The 18,541-nt window shown below is 63.5% G+C and carries 14 protein-coding genes; 11 read left to right on the top strand and 3 right to left on the bottom strand.

All coding sequences use genetic code 11. The features are described 5' to 3' along the window. The first annotated feature begins 200 nt into the window (after positions 1-200). Entirely contained in the window at positions 201-1,010 is an 810-nt protein-coding gene (gene dkgB / locus CEJ42_RS09585) for a 2,5-didehydrogluconate reductase DkgB (protein ID WP_079216247.1), read from the top strand. 226 nt (positions 1,011-1,236) lie between these two features. On the opposite strand, the gene CEJ42_RS09590 is transcribed toward dkgB, so the two are convergent. The 3 genes from CEJ42_RS09590 to CEJ42_RS09600 all read right to left on the bottom strand — a co-directional run bounded on the left by CEJ42_RS09590 (position 1,237) and on the right by CEJ42_RS09600 (position 4,447). Continuing rightward, positions 1,237-2,424 carry a glycerophosphodiester phosphodiesterase family protein gene (locus CEJ42_RS09590; protein WP_088750809.1) on the bottom strand — a complete coding sequence of 396 codons (1,188 nt, stop codon included), beginning with the start codon at positions 2,422-2,424 and terminating at the stop codon, positions 1,237-1,239. A gap of 213 nt (positions 2,425-2,637) precedes the next feature. Then, on the bottom strand, positions 2,638-3,930 hold the full coding sequence (locus CEJ42_RS09595; RefSeq protein ID WP_088750811.1) for an MFS transporter: 1,293 nt from the start codon (positions 3,928-3,930) through the stop codon (positions 2,638-2,640). Positions 3,931-4,009: 79 nt separating this feature from the next. After that, positions 4,010-4,447 (bottom strand): MarR family winged helix-turn-helix transcriptional regulator, encoded by a 438-nt coding sequence (locus CEJ42_RS09600; RefSeq protein ID WP_088750812.1) that lies wholly within the window; start codon positions 4,445-4,447, stop codon positions 4,010-4,012. 350 nt (positions 4,448-4,797) lie between these two features. On the opposite strand from CEJ42_RS09600, the gene CEJ42_RS09605 reads away from it, so the two are divergent. From CEJ42_RS09605 to CEJ42_RS09650, 10 genes are all read left to right on the top strand, one after another. Further along, positions 4,798-5,307 (top strand): sigma-70 family RNA polymerase sigma factor, encoded by a 510-nt coding sequence (locus CEJ42_RS09605; RefSeq protein WP_088750814.1) that lies wholly within the window; start codon positions 4,798-4,800, stop codon positions 5,305-5,307. Beyond that, positions 5,307-6,290: a FecR domain-containing protein gene (locus tag CEJ42_RS09610; protein WP_243397835.1), complete on the top strand. Its 984-nt coding sequence runs from the start codon at positions 5,307-5,309 to the stop codon at positions 6,288-6,290. Before CEJ42_RS09605 ends, CEJ42_RS09610 begins: the two co-directional genes overlap by 1 nt. A 177-nt stretch (positions 6,291-6,467) precedes the next feature. Then, positions 6,468-8,894, top strand: a complete 2,427-nt coding sequence (locus CEJ42_RS09615) for a TonB-dependent receptor (protein ID WP_420840754.1) — start codon at positions 6,468-6,470, stop codon at positions 8,892-8,894. 219 nt (positions 8,895-9,113) lie between these two features. Beyond that, the gene (gene sbnA, locus CEJ42_RS09620) at positions 9,114-10,130 is read left to right on the top strand and encodes a 2,3-diaminopropionate biosynthesis protein SbnA (protein ID WP_088750818.1); all 1,017 of its coding nucleotides are present in this window, start codon (positions 9,114-9,116) and stop codon (positions 10,128-10,130) included. A 4-nt stretch (positions 10,131-10,134) separates the two neighbouring features. Further along, positions 10,135-11,154: a 2,3-diaminopropionate biosynthesis protein SbnB gene (sbnB, locus tag CEJ42_RS09625; RefSeq protein ID WP_088750820.1), complete on the top strand. Its 1,020-nt coding sequence runs from the start codon at positions 10,135-10,137 to the stop codon at positions 11,152-11,154. Positions 11,155-11,165: 11 nt separating this feature from the next. After that, complete coding sequence (locus tag CEJ42_RS09630) at positions 11,166-13,010, top strand: IucA/IucC family protein (protein ID WP_088751150.1); 1,845 nt, start codon at positions 11,166-11,168, stop codon at positions 13,008-13,010. Beyond that, positions 13,011-14,246, top strand: coding sequence for an MFS transporter (locus CEJ42_RS09635; RefSeq protein WP_088750822.1), 1,236 nt, complete (start codon positions 13,011-13,013; stop codon positions 14,244-14,246). A gap of 11 nt (positions 14,247-14,257) precedes the next feature. Further along, the gene (locus CEJ42_RS09640) at positions 14,258-15,985 is read left to right on the top strand and encodes an IucA/IucC family protein (protein WP_088750823.1); all 1,728 of its coding nucleotides are present in this window, start codon (positions 14,258-14,260) and stop codon (positions 15,983-15,985) included. Positions 15,986-15,989: 4 nt separating this feature from the next. Further along, the gene (locus tag CEJ42_RS09645; protein ID WP_088750825.1) at positions 15,990-17,774 is read left to right on the top strand and encodes an IucA/IucC family protein; all 1,785 of its coding nucleotides are present in this window, start codon (positions 15,990-15,992) and stop codon (positions 17,772-17,774) included. Then, positions 17,771-18,529 (top strand): HpcH/HpaI aldolase family protein, encoded by a 759-nt coding sequence (locus CEJ42_RS09650; RefSeq protein ID WP_088751151.1) that lies wholly within the window; start codon positions 17,771-17,773, stop codon positions 18,527-18,529. The genes CEJ42_RS09645 and CEJ42_RS09650 overlap by 4 nt, the downstream gene beginning before the upstream one ends. Positions 18,530-18,541 lie beyond the last annotated feature (12 nt).

An 18,541-nucleotide genomic window follows, 5' to 3' on the forward strand; every position in this document is an offset into this window, starting at 1 on the left:
CGGGCTGCCCCTGTGCGGCTCGCTTGTTCGTCATTCTTGATCCGGGATCAAGAATGTTTTGCACTACCCCGGGTTTTTGCAAAGACGGGATTGCGCAATACTGCAAGCCTGTCTCCGCGATGCGGATGCACGCGGATCGCACCGATCCTCCGCGGCCGGGTCTATCGACTCCAAGCCGCGCCAACCCGAAAAGGACATCCATGAATACCCACACCCTCCCCGCCTTCGGCCTGGGCACCTTCCGCCTGAAGGACCAGCAGGTCATCGACTCCGTCACTACCGGCCTGGAGCTGGGCTACCGCCACATTGACACCGCCCAGATCTACGGCAACGAGGCCGAGGTCGGCCAGGCCATCGCCGACAGCGGCGTCGCGCGCGATGAGCTGTTCGTCACCACCAAAGTCTGGACCGAGAACCTGGGCCGGGACAAGCTCATCCCCAGCCTGAAGGAGAGCCTGCAAAAACTGCGCATGGAGCAGGTCGACTTGGCGCTGATCCACTGGCCCTCGCCCAACGACGAACTGCCGGTGGCCGACTACCTGCAGGCGCTGGCCGAGGCAAAGCAGCAAGGCCTGGCGCGCGCAATCGGCATCTCCAACTTCACCGTCGCCCACATGCAGCAGGCGATCGCCGCCATCGGCGCCGCCGAGATCGCCACCAACCAGGTCGAGATCCATCCCTTCCTGCAGAACCGTAAAGTGGTCGAGTTCGCCCGCGCCAACGGCATCCACCTGACCGCCTACATGCCGCTGGCCTACGGCAAGGTGATGCAGGATGCGACGCTGCTGGAGATCGCCGCCAAGCACGGCGTATCGGCCGCGCAGGTGGCGCTGGCCTGGTCGCTGCAACAGGGCTTCACGGTGATTCCGTCGTCCACCAGGCGCGAGAACCTCGCGGCCAACCTGGAAGCGGTCAAGATCAGGCTGTCGGACGCGGAGATGAGCGCCATTGCCACGCTGGAGCGCGGCGAGCGACTGGCCAATCCGGGATTCGCGCCCAAGTGGGATTGAGGCGCGTGCGCAGGTCCATGGAACACGGCCGGACATCAAGCGCGATTCGATCCGGCCTCGACGCCATCGCCCCTCTTCCCGGCACAGACCGGGGCGCGGGGGCTGGCGTCGTGCCTCGCGACACGATGAACGACGCCGGCCCCTGACCTTGCTCAGGACGACGGCGCAGCCCGGGACTGCAGCGGACGATGTTGGGTCCGCTGCCGGGCTCGCTGCGCCGGGCGGCTTACTTCGCCTTACCCTCTTTCATCCACTCCTCCAGCGCCGCCCTGCCGGTGCCGCTGAAGTCGGTAAACACCCCATCCACACCCGCATCGAAGAAGGCCTTGTACTCGGCCTTGGGATCGCCCTTGTAGGTGGCCGTCAGGCGCGCCGGCTCGTCGCGGAAGGTGAACGGATGCACGAACAGACCGAGGCGGTGCGCGTCGGCCACCAGCGAGGTCGGCGCCATGTTGGACGCCTGGCTCAGCGACTTCACCGGGTTGCCCGCCGCATCGGTGCCCTGGGCCGGGATGATGTAGACCTTCCACGGCCCGATGCCGTCGGCGTAGGTCTTGATCTCGGCCAGCCCCTGTGGCGTGGCCATGGCGGCGAAGGTGCGCGGGTCGCCGTGTTGCAGCCACGAATACGGCTTGGCGGTGTCGGGCGAACCGAAGGTCAGCGTACCGGTCCTGAAGTCGATGCCGTCGCCGTCCATCAGTTGTACGGCCCGGGTCTTCAGTCCCAGGCGGCGCATCATCTTCAGGCTCTCCGGTTCGAACGACTGCACGATGATCGGTGCGTCGTTGCTGTTCCAGCCCTCCTTGTCGATGATGGCCAGCAGTTTTTCTTCCAGCGGCACGCCCAGCAGGCGCTGGAAGATCGGATTCTTGGTCTCGGGGTAGACCAGCAGCTTGCGGCCCGGGTTGGCGGCACGCGTGGCCTTGGCCAGGTCGACCACTTCCTGGAAGGTGGCCAGCGGATACTTGCCGTCGTACTGGTGACTGCGGGTGGCGACGGGCTGCTTCACGCGCAGGGTCTTGAGCTCGGCGGCGGTGAAGTCGCTGATGTACCAGTCCGCCGGCACCTTCACGCCGTCCACCGTACGCTCCTTCTTGCGGGAGGCGAATTCGGGATGGCTGGCCACATCGGTGGTGTCGCTCAGGAAGGGGTTGTGGCAGACGAACAGCACGCCGTCGCTGGAGGACATCAGGTCCATCTCCAGGGCGTCGGTGCCGGCGGCGATGGCCGCCTCATAGCCAGCGATGACTTCCTCCGGATACAGGCCCGGCAGGCCGCGGTGGCCGATGATCATGGGCGGCTTGCCATCCAGCGTACGGGCGCCGGCGGAGCCGCCCTGCGGCGCGGCGCATCCGGCCAGCAGCGCGGCGGCGGCAATCAGTGAAAGCGACAAGGCGGTCGGTTTGATGTTCATGCTTCCTTTTCCTTCGCAATGGGGGGATGACAGTCCCCGGACCGATGGGGCGGAATGCCCGGGGCTTGATGGCGCGGTTTTTCTGCGTCAAAAGTAGAGCGCACTTGTATGACCCCGCTATGACCGCAATCTGACCGCGACGATCCCGCGCGCGGGCAAAGAAAAAGCCCGGCACGTGCCGGGCTTTTTGCCAGGTGAGGCAGATCGGAAGGTTCAGGCCGCCGCCGGCAGCGGCGCGCCCTTGTTGCCCTTGATGCGCAGCACCAGCACCGCGCCCACCAGGCAGGCCACGCCCATCATGATCGACGACAGCGTGTAGTTGCCCAGCGTGGCGCGCATGTAGCCGGCGACCGTGGTGGCGGTGGCGGCGCCCAGCTGGTGGCCGGCGACGATCCAGCCGAACACGATGGGCGCGGCCAGGCGGCCGAAGACGTCGTTGGCCAGGCGCACGGTGGGCGGCACGGTGGCGATCCAGTCCAGCCCGTAGAAGATGGCGAAGATGGCCAGGCCGTAGTACTGCAGGCCGAAGGCATACGGCAGGAAGATCAGCGCGATGCCGCGCAGGCCGTAGTACCAGAACAGCAGCACGCGCGGGTTGTAGCGGTCCGACAGCCAGCCCGACAGCGTGGTGCCGACCAGGTCGAGCATGCCCATGGCGGCCAGGATGGAGGCGCCGCCGACTTCGTTGATGCCGTAGTCGTTGCACATGGCGATGAACTGGGTGCCGATGTAGCCGTTGGTGGACAGGCCGCAGACGAAGAAGCTGGCGAACAGCAGCCAGAAGTCCGGCATGCGCACCGACGTGCGCAGCGCGTCGAAGGCGATGGCCAGCGGGTTCTTCTTGGTCAGGCCTTCATCCTTGATGTCGGCGGTCTGGCCGTACATCTTCTTGCCGATGGCGGCCGGGCTCTCCGGCAGCAGCAGCCACACCAGGGGAATGGCCAGCAGCGCCACGGCCGAGACCAGGAAGGCCACCGAGCGCCAGCCGTAGGCGCCGACCATGGACGCCATCAGCGGCAGGAACACCATCTGGCCGGTGGCCGCGCTGGCGGTCAGCAAACCCATGGCGAAACCGCGGCGCGCCTCGAACCAGCGGCTGACGATGGTCGCGCCCAGCGTGTTGGCGGCCACGCCCGTGCCGGCGCCGACCAGAAGCCCCCACGACAGCAGCATGTGCCAGGGCATGTGCATCAGCGTGGACAGCGCGGTGCCGCTGGCCAGCAGCGCCAGCGCCACCAGCACCACGCGGCGGATGCCGAAGCGCTGCATGGCGGCGGCCGAGAACGGGCCGATCAGGCCATAGAGCGCGATGTTGACCGAAATGACGACCGAGATCGTGGAGCGGTTCCAGCCGAATTCCTGCTCGAGCGGCAGGATCATGACCGAGGGAGTGGCGCGGATGCCTGCCGAACACAGCAGGACGAGGAAGATCACGCCGACCACGATCCACGCATAGTGGAAGCGCGGCGCGACGGTATTGGCGAGCGATTGGGTGAGCTTGTTCATTGCATGCCTGGTGGAGAGATTGGGTGGGTGTGCGTTTTTCTTCTGGGTATTGCGGCCCGTCTGCGCGGACCTGTCGGATTCAGATTTCCTGCAATTTGGCGTAGGCGTCGTTGATCATGTCGGTCAGTTCGCGCGACAGGCCCGCGCCCAGCTGGCGGTCGATCTCGTCCTGCGCGCGGCGCCAGTTGGGACGCGCCTGCTCGAGCTTCTTGCGACCGGCCTTGCTCAGCTGCAGCGCGAAGGAGCGCTTGTCCAGCTGCGAGTCCTCCGGCAGGTCGACCGTCTCGATCCAGCCGGCGCCGATGAGCGGCTTGAGCGCACGGCTCAGCGTGCTGCGGTCCATGCCCATGTCGGCGGCCAGTTCAATGTTGGCCACCGGCCCGCTGCGGCCGATGCGGCTGATCAGCGAGTACTGCGTGATGGTCAGCTCGTTGGGCTGCAGATGATGGTCATAGATGACCGTCATCCGGCGCGTCAGGCGACGCAGCGGCGAACAGGAGCAGATGTCGTTGCTCATGAAGTATCCCGGTTGGTGTTGCGATTGGTGCTCATCCAAATTAATGCATATGCATCGATGCATGTGCATAATATTTATCGCCACAGCCGATGTCAAGCCGGAAGCACCCTTCCCGTTGCTCGACGATATGAATCCGCAACAGCTGCCCGTGCAGGAACAGGAACAAGGTCCGGCAAGCCGCCCGCTGCGCCACGGCCTTGATCGCGTCGGGCACCGCGGATCAGTGGGCTTGCCTTATCGACATCACTATTCAGTCCAATGACTTTTCGTGGATATTGCACATCGCGATTATTCCAATATATAGTGAGAACCATTCGCATTTAAGGCGAGCTGCCGCTTGCTGGTCCGAAATGGAAACCACCATGTCCAACGCTGACGCGAGACAACAGATAGGCGTGCTCTATACCGAGCACCACAGCTGGCTGGCAAGCTGGCTCAGCCATAAGCTGCACTGCAAGAACCTTGGCGCCGACCTCGCACACGACACGTTCCTGCGCATCCTCGGCAGCCGCCTCCCTGCCGATCTGCGTGAACCGCGCGCCTACCTCACGACCATCGCCAAAGGCCTCCTCAACAGCCATCTGCGCCGCAAGAAGCTTGAAGAAGCCTACCTGGACGCACTGGCGGCGATACCGGAGCCGGTCCAGCCGTCGGCCGAAGAGCGCCTGGTGGTCCTGGAAACGCTAGGAGAAATCGACCGCATCCTCGACAGCCTGCCGGCCAAGGCCAGGCAGGTGTTCTTGCTGGCCCAGCTCGACGGCTTGCCCTACGCGGATATCTGCGCCCTGCTCGACATATCATTGAGCACCGTCAAGCGGCACATGGTGCTGGCCTTCCGCCATTGCCTGGCGGCGCTCTAGTGGAACGGATCGCACCGGGCGCGGCGCACGGCGACACCGCCATTCCCGACGAAATCCTGACCGAAGCCGCAACCTGGCTCATGGAGCTGCACGAAGGGCCGCTCGGCCCCGGCCAGCGGATCCGGTTCGCGCAATGGCGGCAACGCAGTCCGGCGCATGAACGCGCATGGGAGAAGGCCGCCGTGCTGCTGGAGAAATTCAACACGCTGCCGCCTCCGGGCGCCGTGGCGCTCAAGAAAATCTCCGCGCCTGAGCGGCGCAAGGCCATCAAGATGCTGGCGGCGGCATTGGCCATCGGCCCTGCGGCATGGATCGCTTATCGCGCGGCGCCCTGGAGCGATCCGGCCGGGCACTACCGCACCGCCGTGGGGGAACGCCGGGAGCTCGTTCTCGATGACGGCTCGCGCGTCAACCTCAATACCGATACCCGCATCGAAGTCGCCTTCAGCGCCTCGGAGCGCAGGATCAGGCTGCAGCGCGGCGAAGTCATGATCACCACCGCCAAGGATCGCCTGCAACAACCGCGCCCCTTCCTGGTCACGGTCGAGGAAGGCCGGATCCGCGCCCTGGGAACCCGTTTCACCGTGCAGCAGCTGGATCGCAGCAGCCGCGTCGCCGTGTTCGAAGGGGCGGTTGAAATCAGCCCCGCCGGCATGCCGTCGGCCGCAACAGTGATGCCTGCCGGCATGCAGACCACCTTCACCCGCACCCAGGTCGCCCCCCCGTCTTCCTGCGACGACGCCGCCGCCGCGTGGACCTCGGGCATGCTGATGGCCGACCGCATGCCGATGGAGCGATTCATCGCCGAGCTCGGCCGCTATCGCAGCGGCACGCTGCAAATCGACTCCCGCGTCGCCGCCTTGCCGGTCTCGGGCGTCTTTCCCGTCAACGACACCGGCCTTACGCTGGCCTTGCTGGAACAGACCATGCCGGTGCGTATGCAATATTTCACCCGCTACTGGGTAAAAGTGGTGCCTCGATAAAAAAACTGATCCGGGTGAGCCATTTTCGATTTTCGTGCGGCATCTCAGATAAGAACAACAAATCTGATCATCGAAAGGCGCTTCATGAACTCTCATCAGAACAACACCCGCACCCCGGGAAGAGGCTCTCCACGCCAGCCGGCACCTGCGGCGGCGCTCAGGCAATCGGCCTTGTCGATGGCGCTGACATGCGCCTTCGCCGCGCTCGCATGCGCATCGCTCGGCTACACTCCCGCCGCACGCGCGGCCGAGACCGCCGGGGTACTGCAATACAACATCCCCGCCGGCCCGCTCAGCCGTTCCCTGTCCGGCTTTGCGGCACGCGCCGGCGTGCCGTTGTCGTTCGACGGCGCCCTGCTGGAGGGCAAAACCAGCAAGGGACTGGACGGCAATTTTTCCGTCGCCGACGGCTTTGCCCGGCTACTGGAAGGCAGCGGCCTCCAGGCCCGGCAATTGCCCGGCGGCGGCTTCACCATCGACGCGCTCCCTGCGGCAGGCGGCGGCCAAGCCGGCACCCCTACGCCGCAATTGCAAGCCATCGAAGTCAGCGCGCAACGCACCAACAGCAAGCTGATCCGCCCGACACGCCAAAGCACCAGCGTCGAGCGCGAAGAACTCAATGAACTGCGCCAGGCCTCGGACAGCCTGGCAACCCTCCTCAGCAAGGTCGTGCCGGGCATGGCCGACTCCAGCCGTACCATCACCGACTACGGCCAGACGCTGCGCGGCCGCAATACCCTGGTATTGGTCGATGGCATACCGCTCAATACCAACCGCGATTCGGCGCGCAACATGGCGACCCTGAACATGACCAGCATCGACAAGGTCGAAGTTCTGCGCGGCAGCAGCGCCATCTACGGCGCCGGCGCCAGCGGCGGCATCATTGCCGTGACCACGCGCCCCGCAGGCGGCGCGCCGTTCGCCGAGACCACCTTTTCGCTGAGGTCGGCGCTGTCGCGACTGGGAAGCGATGGCCTGGGCGGCGAGGTCAACCATTTCATGTCCGGTTCCAGCGGCGTGGTCGACTACGCCGTCAACCTCGGCCTGCAGCATATCGGCGGATCCTTTGACGGCAAGGGCAACCGGATAGCACCGGAACCCAGCCAGGGCGACCTGTTCGACAGCAACAACTACACCTTCGGCGGCAAGCTCGGGTTTCGCATCGACCGCAACCAGCGCCTGCAATTTTCAGCGAGCCGATATGTCGCCGAACAGGACAGCAGCTACGGCTCGGATCCTTCAGTGTCCAGACTGGCGGCGGGTTCCGCCGTCGCGTTGCCGGTCGATGGCCTGCAGCTGGAAAACCAGAACCAGATCAAGAACACCCTGCTGAGCGTCGACTACCAGAACCAGGATTTTCTCGGCAGCGCACTGTCGACGCAGCTCTACTATCGCGATTACTTCACCCGGTTTACCCCCTTCGACGCACGCGCGGTCTCCACGCGCGGCAACAACGTCGACCAGGTCATGCAGAACTCCAAGGTATTCGGCGGCCGTGCCACGCTGAACACGCCACTGGCGGAGAACACCAAGCTGCTGTGGGGCGTCGACTTCAATCAGGAACGCAGCGACATGCCTGACGACATCTTCAATGCGGCGGCCTACGATGCCAGCGGCGGGACGGTTTTCCAGAGGACAGGTACGCTGATGTACATGCCGCCGCTGACCACGCGCACGATCGGCGCCTTCGGACAGTTGCAGCACAAGCTCAATGCGCAATGGGCATTCGAAGGCGGCCTGCGCTACGAACGCGCCAATGCCAGCTACGACAACTTCACGCCGTTGTCGCAGATACGCGCCGCCAGCCCGCAGCAGGTCAAGGGCGGATCGGTCGCCTACGGCGCCTGGCTGGCCAATCTCGGCGCGGTATTCAAGCCGGTCGCGGGCCATGAGATCTACACGTCGTTCAGCCAGGGCTTCCAGCTGCCTGATATCGGGCTGCAGATCCGCAACGCCACGCCCGCCTTCAACATTTCCTCGTCCTCGCTTGAACCGGTCAAGACCAACAACTACGAGCTCGGCTGGCGCGGCGCCTTCGGCAATACGCTTGGCACGCTGGCGCTGTTCTACACCACGTCGAAACTGGGCGACGTCCAGAGCTTCAACAATGGCCTGATCCTGACGCGAACGGAAGAAAAGATCGCCGGCGTCGAGGCCGGCGCGGATTACCTGCCCGATGACTCCGCATGGGGCGGCGGCGGTACGTTCACCATGATGTGGGGACGCGAGACGCCGCAAGGCAGCAGCAATGACCAGATCATGACCGGCTACCGCATCCCGCCGATGAAGATCACCGCCTACGTGCAATACAAGCCGGGCGGCAATTGGAGCAACCGCCTGCAGGCAACCTACTTCGCTTCGCGCGACTACCGGCTCAACGGGCAAACCGGATTTGGTCGCCGCGAGGTGGGCAGCTACACCACGCTCGACCTGGTCAGCCGCTACCAGCTGACACCCAAGGACACCATCACCCTGGGCATCGAGAACCTGCTCAATCGCTACTACCTGCCGGCCTACAGCCAGCTCATGCGCAACAGCAACAACACCAGCCGCCTGCCCGGCACGGGCGCCGTCCTCAACCTCAGCTACAGCCATCGCTGGTAAGCCTGGCAACACCCGCACCACGCGCAGGACGTCGCAGTTTTCGCGACGAGTAGTCGATGAAGAAAGCGGCAATGCACGGCAGGACCGGCAACGGTCCTGTCCCGCCTCCCGATGGTTCCGGCCCTTGAAGCACAACCGAGATTTAGGGAGTCATCTCGCATCAAATAGTTAATAAGAATCACTTAGATTTTTATTAACTAAACTATGAAAGGAAATCCCATGATTCTTCAAAGCCTGTTGGAGCAGGTCGGTGATACCCCGATCGTCCAACTCTCCCGCATGTTCCGGCATTCACGCCATCAGGTATTTGCCAAGCTGGAGTTGCTCAATCCCGCCGGCAGCGTCAAGGATAGGCCGGCACGCTACATCATCGAACGGGGCCTGGCCGACGGATCGATCCAGCCGGGCGCGCATATCGTCGAGAGCTCCTCCGGCAACCTGGCGATCGCACTGGCCATGGTCTGCCGTATCCACGGTCTGGCGTTCACCGCCGTAGTCGATCCGAACATCTCTGCGGCCAACCTGAAGATCATCCGCTGTTACGGCGCCGGCATCCAGATGGTCTCCGAAAAGGATAGCCAGGGTGGCTATCTGGAGACCCGTATTCAACGCGTCAAGCAACTGCTGCAGGAGGACCCGCAAGCGGTATGGATCAATCAGTATGCCAACGAGCGCAACTGGCAAAGCCATTACTACGGCGAAGGTCAGGAAATCCTGCATCAGATGGAACATGCGCCCGACTATCTCGTGCTGGGCGTAAGCACGTCCGGCACTTTGCACGGCATCACCCGACGATTGAAGGAGAAATGGCCCGCCCTGCAAGTGATCGCCGTCGACGCGGTAGGCTCGGTACTCTTCGGCACGCCGTCCGCTCCGCGTGCATTGCCGGGCATCGGCGCCAGCCGCGTTCCTGAACTGCTTAAACGCGATGAGATCGACGACTGCATCCACATCGATGATTACGAATCGGCCATCGCGTGTCGTCAGCTGGTCGCGCAAGAAGGCATTTTTGCCGGCGGCTCTTCCGGCTCCGTCATAGCCGCCATCCAACGTCTTTCTTCGACTATCCAGCATCCGGCGCGCATCCTCACGGTCCTGCCCGACCGTGGCGACCGCTATCTCGACACCGTCTACGACGACGCCTGGCTGCAGCGCATGCACCAGCGCCATCAGCAACGGTCACAGGTGGCGACATCGCCCCTTCCTCACCCCCACGATCTTTCCTTGATTGGATAACACCATGAACACTCCTTCACCTTCCCTGCTGTACCTGAGCCGCGCCGATCTCGCCTCACTGGGCGGCAGCCGCTCGCAACCTTATGTCGATGCCATCCGCGACGGCCTCGCCGCCCATGCGCGCGGTGAATACGTGCAACCGCTCAAGCCCTACCTGCGTTGGTCCGGGGCAGATCATATCGCCGATCGCATCATCGCCATGCCGTGTTACGTCGGCGGACGCCAGCCGATAGCGGGACTGAAATGGATCGGCAGTCGCCAGCACAACCCATCCAGCTTTGGCATGGAACGAGCCAGCGCAGTCATCGTGCTCAACGATGCCAAGACCAATTATCCGATCGCGCTCATGGAAGGCGGCCTGATCAGCGGCATGCGCACGGCGGCAATCACAGCCGTGGCGACCCGTCATCTGGCGCGTTCGGGGTTCACCGATATCGCCTGCATCGGTTGCGGGCCGATTGCCAATATGCAAATCCAGTCGCTGCTGGAACAGTTCCCCAACATCTCCACGGTGCACCTTTTCGATCTTTCGCGGGCATCCGTCGATGCGACGGTGCAGCGCTGGTCGGCACAATATCCGGCTGTGCAGTTCGTGACCGCGCCATCAGCCGAAGCGGCTGTCCGGCCGGCTGACGTCGTCGTCACGGCCACCGTTGCCGACGCACCTTATCTGCCCTACAGCTGGCTCAAACCCGGCTCTTTCGTCAGTAATGTATCGATCATGGACGTGCACAAGGATGTCTATGAGAAAGCCGACAAGGTCATCGTCGATGACTGGGACCAATCCAACCGAGAGAAAAAAATCATCAACCAGCTGGTGCTCGAAGGCCGCTTCAGCCGAGCGCAGCTGCATGCCCAGCTTGGCGAAATCGTTATCGGCGAACGCCCGGGGCGCGAGAAGGACGATGAGATCATCCTGCTCAATCCGATGGGGATGGCCCTCGACGACCTGGTCTGCGCTCGCCATTTCTATCAGCTCGCCCTGGCGCAAAAAGTCGGCACTTCCCTGCCGCTCTATGGGTGATGTGGATGCCGATGACGATCCCACTCAGGAACACGCCGGCACCGCTCCTCTCAGAGACGCCTTTCCCGGCATTCAATACCGCCTTGCTGCAGGACTTGATCGATGCCCTGTGGCTTGAACAGCTATACGGTTTCCGCGAGCATTGCAAGCTCTCGCCGGGCAACGGCGCGGCGAATACCCCGCACGTTCTCGCCATTCAGCTTGACGGGCGCCGCTGTCTGCAATTCTCGGGCAGGAAGCTCGATGGAATGCGCCCATTCCGAGTGGCGCAGGAAGCGCCGACGTTGCTCACGCAGGACGGACAAACGCGCAGACTTACGGCAGAAGACGCCGTCGCACATTTGCAGGATGCGGCATGGTGGCGCGACAAATCCGGCCGTTTCCGACATTTCTTCCTTCTGTCGCAACAACAGGCCGGCGCGATGGCATCGACGGAAACAGCCATCGTGGAAGCGCTCCGGCAAGATGATGGTGAACTGTTGCATTGGGAGCGCCTGAGCTGCCTCAAGGATCGTCCGTTTCATCCCCTCTCGCGCGCCAAGGATTGGGAAGGTGACGACGACGTCGGGCGCTACCTGCCCAATGCAATGCGTCCCTTCTCCCTTTCATGGATCGCCGTGCGGCGCCAGCTCGTGCGTGGTGCCTCACAGGCGGACAATGGCGACCAGCCGCTGGCCGACGCCCTGCTCGACCGCGCGTCGAGGGAACAGCTGAATCGCGCCGCCCAGGCCATGCAGCTGGACGATGACTCCTGGTTATGGATGCCGGTCCATCCCTGGCAATGGCACTGGCTGCACATCCGGCGAGCCGAGATCGCCGGCCAATGCATCTTGCTGGGCAGTTTCGGGGAAGCATCGCCTACCGCGTCGTTACGCTCGCTCGTCATCTCGGGATGCAGCGACGTACATCTGAAACTGTCCCTCTCCGTCAACACGCTGGGGGCGATACGCACCATGCCGCCACGTTATCTGCTCAATGCCGTCTGCGCCTCCGCGCTCCTTGAGAAGCTGAGGCAAGACGATCCATGGCTTGCCCGCCATATGCTCTTGTGCGACGAAACACGCTGGTGGGCCGTCAACACCGACGCCTCCACGGAAGAGCATGCCGGCCTGATTCGCGACCCCGGCGAACTGGCTTGCCTGATCCGACGCTATCCGACCTCCCCTGGAAGAGTCCTGATCCCGATGTCCGCACTGCCGGTGTGCCTTGAAGATGGTTCGCTGCCGGCCTTCGACTACCTTGCCGCCAATATCGCGAGCGGCACGGGGGACGACAGGAGCGAGACCGATTGGCGCCTGTTCGGCGCTATCGCCGCAATGGTCGTCGGAATCGGCCTGCGCTGCATCGCCAAGGGTGTCATGCCCGAAATGCATGGACAGAACTTGCTGCTGGCATGCAACGGAGCACAAATCGAAGCGATTGTGCTGCGCGATCACGACACCCTGCGCATCTGCCCACCCAGCCTGCGAAAAAATGGCCTCGCCGTTCCGGCCTACCTCATCGATCGCAACACGCCCAACACTCTGGAGCTGGAGCGACTGGTCGACCTGCTGGCCTATTTTCAGACGCTGGCCGTCGAGGTCAACCTCTACGCGATACTCGCCGCGTTGGCTCTGCGCCATGGCGTACCTGAAAGCCATGGCTGGCGGATCGTCCGCAGGGAAATCACCTCGCTCCTGGAGGAGCTCGCCATAGCGACGGACGATGCCGCCCTGATCCACAGCAGCCTGCTGGAAGAGGAACGGTGGCCGTTCAAGCAGGTAATCGCCCCGCTGCTGGAGAGAGAGAACTTCGGAACCGGCATGCCCAGCAAGATGGGGAACATCGCCAACCCCCTGCTCGCGGTAGGAGGCTGAATGCGCAAACTCCGCTTGCCAGTCCTGGACCACAATCTTTCACTGCTCCTGATCTGCCAGGCCGTCACCACGCTGGGCATGATGACGGTGGTGCCGGTCATGCCGCTGTACATCGCATCGCTGTCACGATCCGGCGCAGCTCCTGATCCAGCCGCCGTACTGCTCTGGAGCAACCTGGCCCTGGCAGCGCCGGGCCTGGGCACGCTTTGCTGCGCGCCGCTGGCGGGACGCTTGTGCGAGCGCTTCGGCTATCGCCGGATGTTGCTGCTGTCCTTGCTTGCTTTCGTCGCCAGCATGCTGGCGATGGCCTTGAGCCAGGAAATGCTGATGTTCATCGCCGGCCGGCTCCTGCAAGGCATCAGCACCATCGGCCTGATACTGACCGTATTCATCGGCCGCATCAGCGAAAGCAGCACGCGCGGACGCAACTTCGGCCTGCAGGAAAGCGCCATCGCCGCCGGCTCCCTGCTCGGTCCCGTTGTTGGTGGCCTCATGCTGGATCACTGGTCGTTGCGCCCGATGCTGATGGCCAGCGCCGTGGTCACCGCCCTGGCCGGAGCGATGTTGTGGAGCCGCACCCGTGAACCGGCAAAGGCGGCAGAAAATGCAAATGCGGATACCGGTCCCGTGCCCGGCTTCCGCGGATTGCGCAGCATTCTCCATCACAGCGACCTCCGATGCTGGGCCCTCGCCGCCTGCCTTGCACAAGCTGCCGGCTTTGCCATGCTCACCGTATTCGCCCAGTTCATCCCGACGCGTTTCCCGGGGCTTGAGGCGCCTGCAAGCGCCATCGGCTCGCTTCACGCATTGGGCTGGCTGGCCACCATGCTGGCAGGACCGGCATGGGGACGCATCAATGACCGCGGCGATCCGCGACGCAACTTCCTGCTGGCGGCCGCCGGCTGCGCCGCATCCAGCGCATTGCTGATGGCGTGCGGACAATTGTGGATGGTTGCACTGATGCGCCTGCTCCAAGGCGCCTGCTACGCGGCATTGGCGCAATCCATGCTGCTGGCTTGCCTGCGCCAACTGCCGCCATCGGCCAATGGACATTTCACCGGCCTGAGCCGCAGCTTCATGGTCATGGGGCAATTGCTCGGCCCCTTGCTGGTCATCCTTTTCTCGCCGCTATTGGCGCCGCAACACCTGCCCTGGCTGGTATCCCTGCTGTTTATCTGCGCAGGCTTGCTGGTCTGGCAGCCCGGTCGCAGCGCTTCCCACTCCCAACAGATCTGAGGAGGACACTCATGTCTCATCCGATTCAACACGCTCACGGCATCGAGCGCCGCCTGGCTGAGCAATACATCAACACCTATTGCCGCGAGACCGCTTATCCTGATCCCCGTATAAGCGGCAGCGATGTGCCTGAAGCTTTGACGGCCGAAACGTACGCTGCCTGGCGCAGCGCAGGACTGGCGCCGTTTGTGATCGGTTTTCCGCTGCTCGGCGCCCGGATCGCCGGCGCATTCAGCTATTTCTCACCGATCGGCTACCACCGCCTCGCGGGAGAAATCTGGCTCGAACAGGCGGGCCGGTGGGCTCGCCTGGAAGACGCCGCCGTGCTGTCCGACCTGATTGCCGCTTCACTTGCTGCAAGCGCTGCTGCAACCAGCTGTGTGCAGGCAGGCAAACTGCGGCTGCAAGGCCTGATGCGCAACAGCATCGCCAAGGTCCGTCATTTTCACGCGATCGCGCCGCAAGCTGGTCGCCCGGCCTACATGAGATCTGAACAGGGCCTGCGCTTCGGTCACATTTTCCACGTCACCTCCAAGGCGTCGGACGGATTCGACGAGAAAGACCTGCAGGCCTATGCGCCGGAACTCGGCGCCTCGTTCCAGTTGCACTATTTCGCCGTGCGCTCGGATCTGCTGGAAATGCGTGCCCTTGAGCGCAAGGCGGTTCCCATCGACCCGGAAGCCATGCATTTTGCCGAAGCCCTGCTGAAAGAAGGCGAATATCGCCTGCTACCTTGCCACCCATGGCAGGCCCGATACCTTCTCGGTTTGGACGACGTCGCCATGCTCATACGTGACGGCGCCCTGATTTCACTGGGGCCTCTGGGAGAACGGGCCTGGCCGACTTCCTCCGTACGCACGGTCTGGCTGCCGCAACAAAATCTGTTCTTCAAGCTCGCCCTCAATATCCGCATCACCAACTTCGTGCGCAACAATCCCGACGATCACGTCGCCCGTGCACTCGACGCCAGTGCTGCATTGGGTATGTTGCCCGCACATCGGATACGCAATGCGCGCTTCCGCATCCTGCTGGAGATCGGCAGCGAGACACTGAAGGTCCCTGATACCGAACTGCGCGCCGCCTGCTCGGTTATCTATCGCCAGGCCATGACGCCGACGGAAGCCCAGGAAACCCACCTGGTCGCCGCCCTGCTGGAAGAGCCGGCGCAAGGAGAAATTCCCCTGCTGGCACTGCTGCGGCAAGCGGCCGGCGAGGCGATACCCGACGCCGATCTGGCACGCCGTTGGTGGCGACACTACCTCGACGTCACCTTGATTCCGATGCTTGAGTTATTCGCCGACTACGGCGTCAGCCTTGAAGCGCACCTGCAGAATTGTCTGGTGGAATTTCGCGATGGCTGGCCCAGTTGCGGCTATGCGCGCGACATGGAAGGCACATCGATCAGTCGTCAGCGATTCCCCTTCCCCGACCGGCTCGCAGCAACAAGCCCGGCGTTGTACGACGAAACGCAAGCCTGGCATCGATTCCAGTACTACGTACTGGTCAATCACATCGGTCATGTCGCGGCTTGCCTGGCTCGACTCGGATTGTCCGACGAGCGCGAGCTCTGGGATGATGCGGGCAGGCATCTTCAGACCTGCTCGACCGGCGCCGCACCGCTGGTCCAATCCCTGTTGCAGCAATCCGCACTGCCGGCCAAGGCAAACATGCTGAGCAGCTTCAATCAGCAGGGTGAGACGCCGTCCTGGATTTCCATTCCCAACCCGCTGAGGAAGTAAGCTCATGTCCCCCTTGACCTACCAAACGCTGCTCGATTCTCCCGCCTATGCCCAGGCGGGCCGGCGCGTGCTGCGCCAATTGCTCGAAGCGCTGTTATTTGAAAATGCACTGGCCGGCGTACAGGTCCGCGATGGGCAGATACATCTGGACGGCCTGGACCACGACGGCCGGGCCGTGACCTACCGCTGCGCCGCGCAGGCTACCGTCAGCTTCGGTCGCGTCCGCCTGCTCGATCCGCTCGTGCGTACCGATACCAACGGACGTGATCAGGAGGCCGGCGACCCGGCGCTGTTCCTGGCCGAGATCGCTCATCTTCTTCATGCAGACCCGCAACGCCTTCAACAATTCGCGACCGAACTTCTGTCGACGCAGATCAAGGATGCCCAAACCTTGCAGGCGCGAGGCAAGGAGCCGCTGCGCGATGCTCCCTATGACCGGATTGAGGCCCGCCTGACCGACAGCCATCCTTACCACCCCAGCTATAAATCGCGCCTGGGCTTCACTCTTTCCGACCAAGCCGCCTATGCACCAGAGATCACGGAGACCGTCCGCCCGCTGCTGCTGGGCGTGCTGCGCACGAAGGCGCGCGCGGCGTTCGGCGCCGGCATCCCTGCCGCAGATGAAAGTCGCCACCTCCTGCATGAGCGCGACTATGACCGGTTCTGCACAGAACTGGCGCGTCGCCATCTGTCTGCAGACGACTACCTGCCGTTACCGGTCCACCCCTGGCAATGGGACGAGATCATCGCGCCTGGATATCACCAGCCCCTGGCGGTCGGGGAGCTGCAGTTGCTGGGCATACTGGAGGAACAATACCTGCCGCAGCAATCGATTCGCACCCTCGGCAGCATGGCAGCTCCGCAGCGGCCCTCGCTCAAGCTGGCCATGAATCTGGTCAACACGTCGACCTCGCGCGTATTGGCGCCGCATACGGTGCAAAACGCCGCACCGATCAGCGACTGGTTAGCCGCCCTGGTCGGAACGACCGATTGGCCGCAGCCGATGAAGCCCCCGGTCATCCTGCGCGAAGTCGCGGGGGTCAGCTATACCTCCCGGGCTCCGGCTGCCGGCCACTACGGCGCGCTGTCGTGCATCTGGCGCGAAAGCATCCATCTGCATCTGGCCGCGCCTGAGCATGCCGTGCCGATGACGGCCCTGCTTCACATCGACGCCGACGGTCGCCCATTCATTGATCCGTGGATTAATCGTCACGGCATAGCGCGATGGCTGCAAACGCTGATCGAGCGGGCCTGGCTGCCGGTCCTGCATCTGCTGTGGACCCACGGCACCGCGCTGGAATCGCATGCGCAGAACATGCTGCTTCTGCACGTCGATGGCCTGCCGGAGCGGGTGGCGCTGAAGGACTTCCATGACGGCGTACGCTTCAGTACTGCGTTGCTCTCAGGACCACCACCCGCCTTGACGCCACCGCCACCCGAACATGCCAGGGTCAATCCGAACTCCTTCATCCACACGGACAATCCGGATGAATTGCGCGACTTTACCTTCGACGCGCTCTTCTTCGTCAACCTGGCAGAGCTGGCGTGGCTGTTTGAGCGTTGCTATGACTTTCCTCAGCACCGTTTCTGGCAGGTCGTGGCGCAAGTGCTGCGCGCGCACCAGCAGCGCCATCCCGAACAGGCGCCGCGCTTTGCGCTGTTCGATTGCTTCGCGCCACAAGTCGAGATCGAATTGCTGGCGAGCAGGCGCTTCCAGCCGGAAATCCGGCTGCGCACCCGCTCGGCCCCCAATCCGCTGTCACAAACGCCCCCGCAGGAATGCTCATGATGGCCCTCAAGAACCGGATCTCCCTGCCCTCGCCACTATTTGGGCTGTTTTGCTCGACACCGTCGCCGCTGACGGTGGAACTGATCGCGGCCGCCGGATACGACTTCACGATCATCGATCTGGAACATACGCTGATCTCGCCCGACCAGCTTGCCGTCATGCTCATGGCCGCACGCGCGTCCGGCATCTCCGCGCTGGTCAGGGTCGCCGCTCCTTATCAGGCTCTGCAGGCGCTGGACAACGGCGCCGAGGGCATCGTGTTCGCGCGCATCCGTTCGCCCGCGCAGGCGCTTGACGCGGTGCGCTCCTGCCACTACGCGCCGCTTGGACTGCGTGGGCTCAACAGCACATGGCATAGCGCTTACGGTCGCGACGATCTGGTCGAGACCATGCACGCCATGGCGCTGGAAACTCTGGTCATCGCCATGATCGAGGATCTTGAGGGCCTGGAACACGTGGATGCCATCGCCGGCGTGGACGGCATTGATGCCCTGATGGAAGGTGCGGCCGACCTGTCGCAATCGCTGGGCCTGCCTTGGCAAACCCGGCATCCGCGTGTGCGCGCCGGCGTCAGCGCCATACAGTCGGCTGCGGCCAGAAACGGCAAAGCGTTCTGCTGCCTGCCTCGGGCAAAGGAGGATTTCGACTGCGCCGTGGAACAGCAAGTCCGGCTGTTCATCCTCGGCGACGATCGAGGAATCACACGCCGTGCCATGAACAGCCACCTGGTACAACACAAGCCCTCCCTCCGCTAAGCAGACAAGAGC

This window comes from Herbaspirillum robiniae (genome assembly GCF_002213415.1).
In the GTDB taxonomy this organism is placed as follows: Bacteria; Pseudomonadota; Gammaproteobacteria; order Burkholderiales; family Burkholderiaceae_D; genus Herbaspirillum; species Herbaspirillum robiniae.

Coding starts and splice junctions, on each gene's coding strand:
- CEJ42_RS09590 (WP_088750809.1), bottom strand. CDS start 2,424: ATGAACATCAAACCGACCGCCTTGTCGCTTTCACTGATTGCCGCCGCC.
- CEJ42_RS09635 (WP_088750822.1), top strand. CDS start 13,011: ATGCGCAAACTCCGCTTGCCAGTCCTGGACCACAATCTTTCACTGCTC.
- CEJ42_RS09615 (WP_420840754.1), top strand. CDS start 6,468: ATGGCGCTGACATGCGCCTTCGCCGCGCTCGCATGCGCATCGCTCGGC.
- CEJ42_RS09650 (WP_088751151.1), top strand. CDS start 17,771: ATGATGGCCCTCAAGAACCGGATCTCCCTGCCCTCGCCACTATTTGGG.
- CEJ42_RS09645 (WP_088750825.1), top strand. CDS start 15,990: ATGTCCCCCTTGACCTACCAAACGCTGCTCGATTCTCCCGCCTATGCC.
- CEJ42_RS09640 (WP_088750823.1), top strand. CDS start 14,258: ATGTCTCATCCGATTCAACACGCTCACGGCATCGAGCGCCGCCTGGCT.
- CEJ42_RS09595 (WP_088750811.1), bottom strand. CDS start 3,930: ATGAACAAGCTCACCCAATCGCTCGCCAATACCGTCGCGCCGCGCTTC.
- CEJ42_RS09605 (WP_088750814.1), top strand. CDS start 4,798: ATGGAAACCACCATGTCCAACGCTGACGCGAGACAACAGATAGGCGTG.
- dkgB (WP_079216247.1), top strand. CDS start 201: ATGAATACCCACACCCTCCCCGCCTTCGGCCTGGGCACCTTCCGCCTG.
- sbnA (WP_088750818.1), top strand. CDS start 9,114: ATGATTCTTCAAAGCCTGTTGGAGCAGGTCGGTGATACCCCGATCGTC.
- CEJ42_RS09630 (WP_088751150.1), top strand. CDS start 11,166: ATGACGATCCCACTCAGGAACACGCCGGCACCGCTCCTCTCAGAGACG.
- sbnB (WP_088750820.1), top strand. CDS start 10,135: ATGAACACTCCTTCACCTTCCCTGCTGTACCTGAGCCGCGCCGATCTC.
- CEJ42_RS09600 (WP_088750812.1), bottom strand. CDS start 4,447: ATGAGCAACGACATCTGCTCCTGTTCGCCGCTGCGTCGCCTGACGCGC.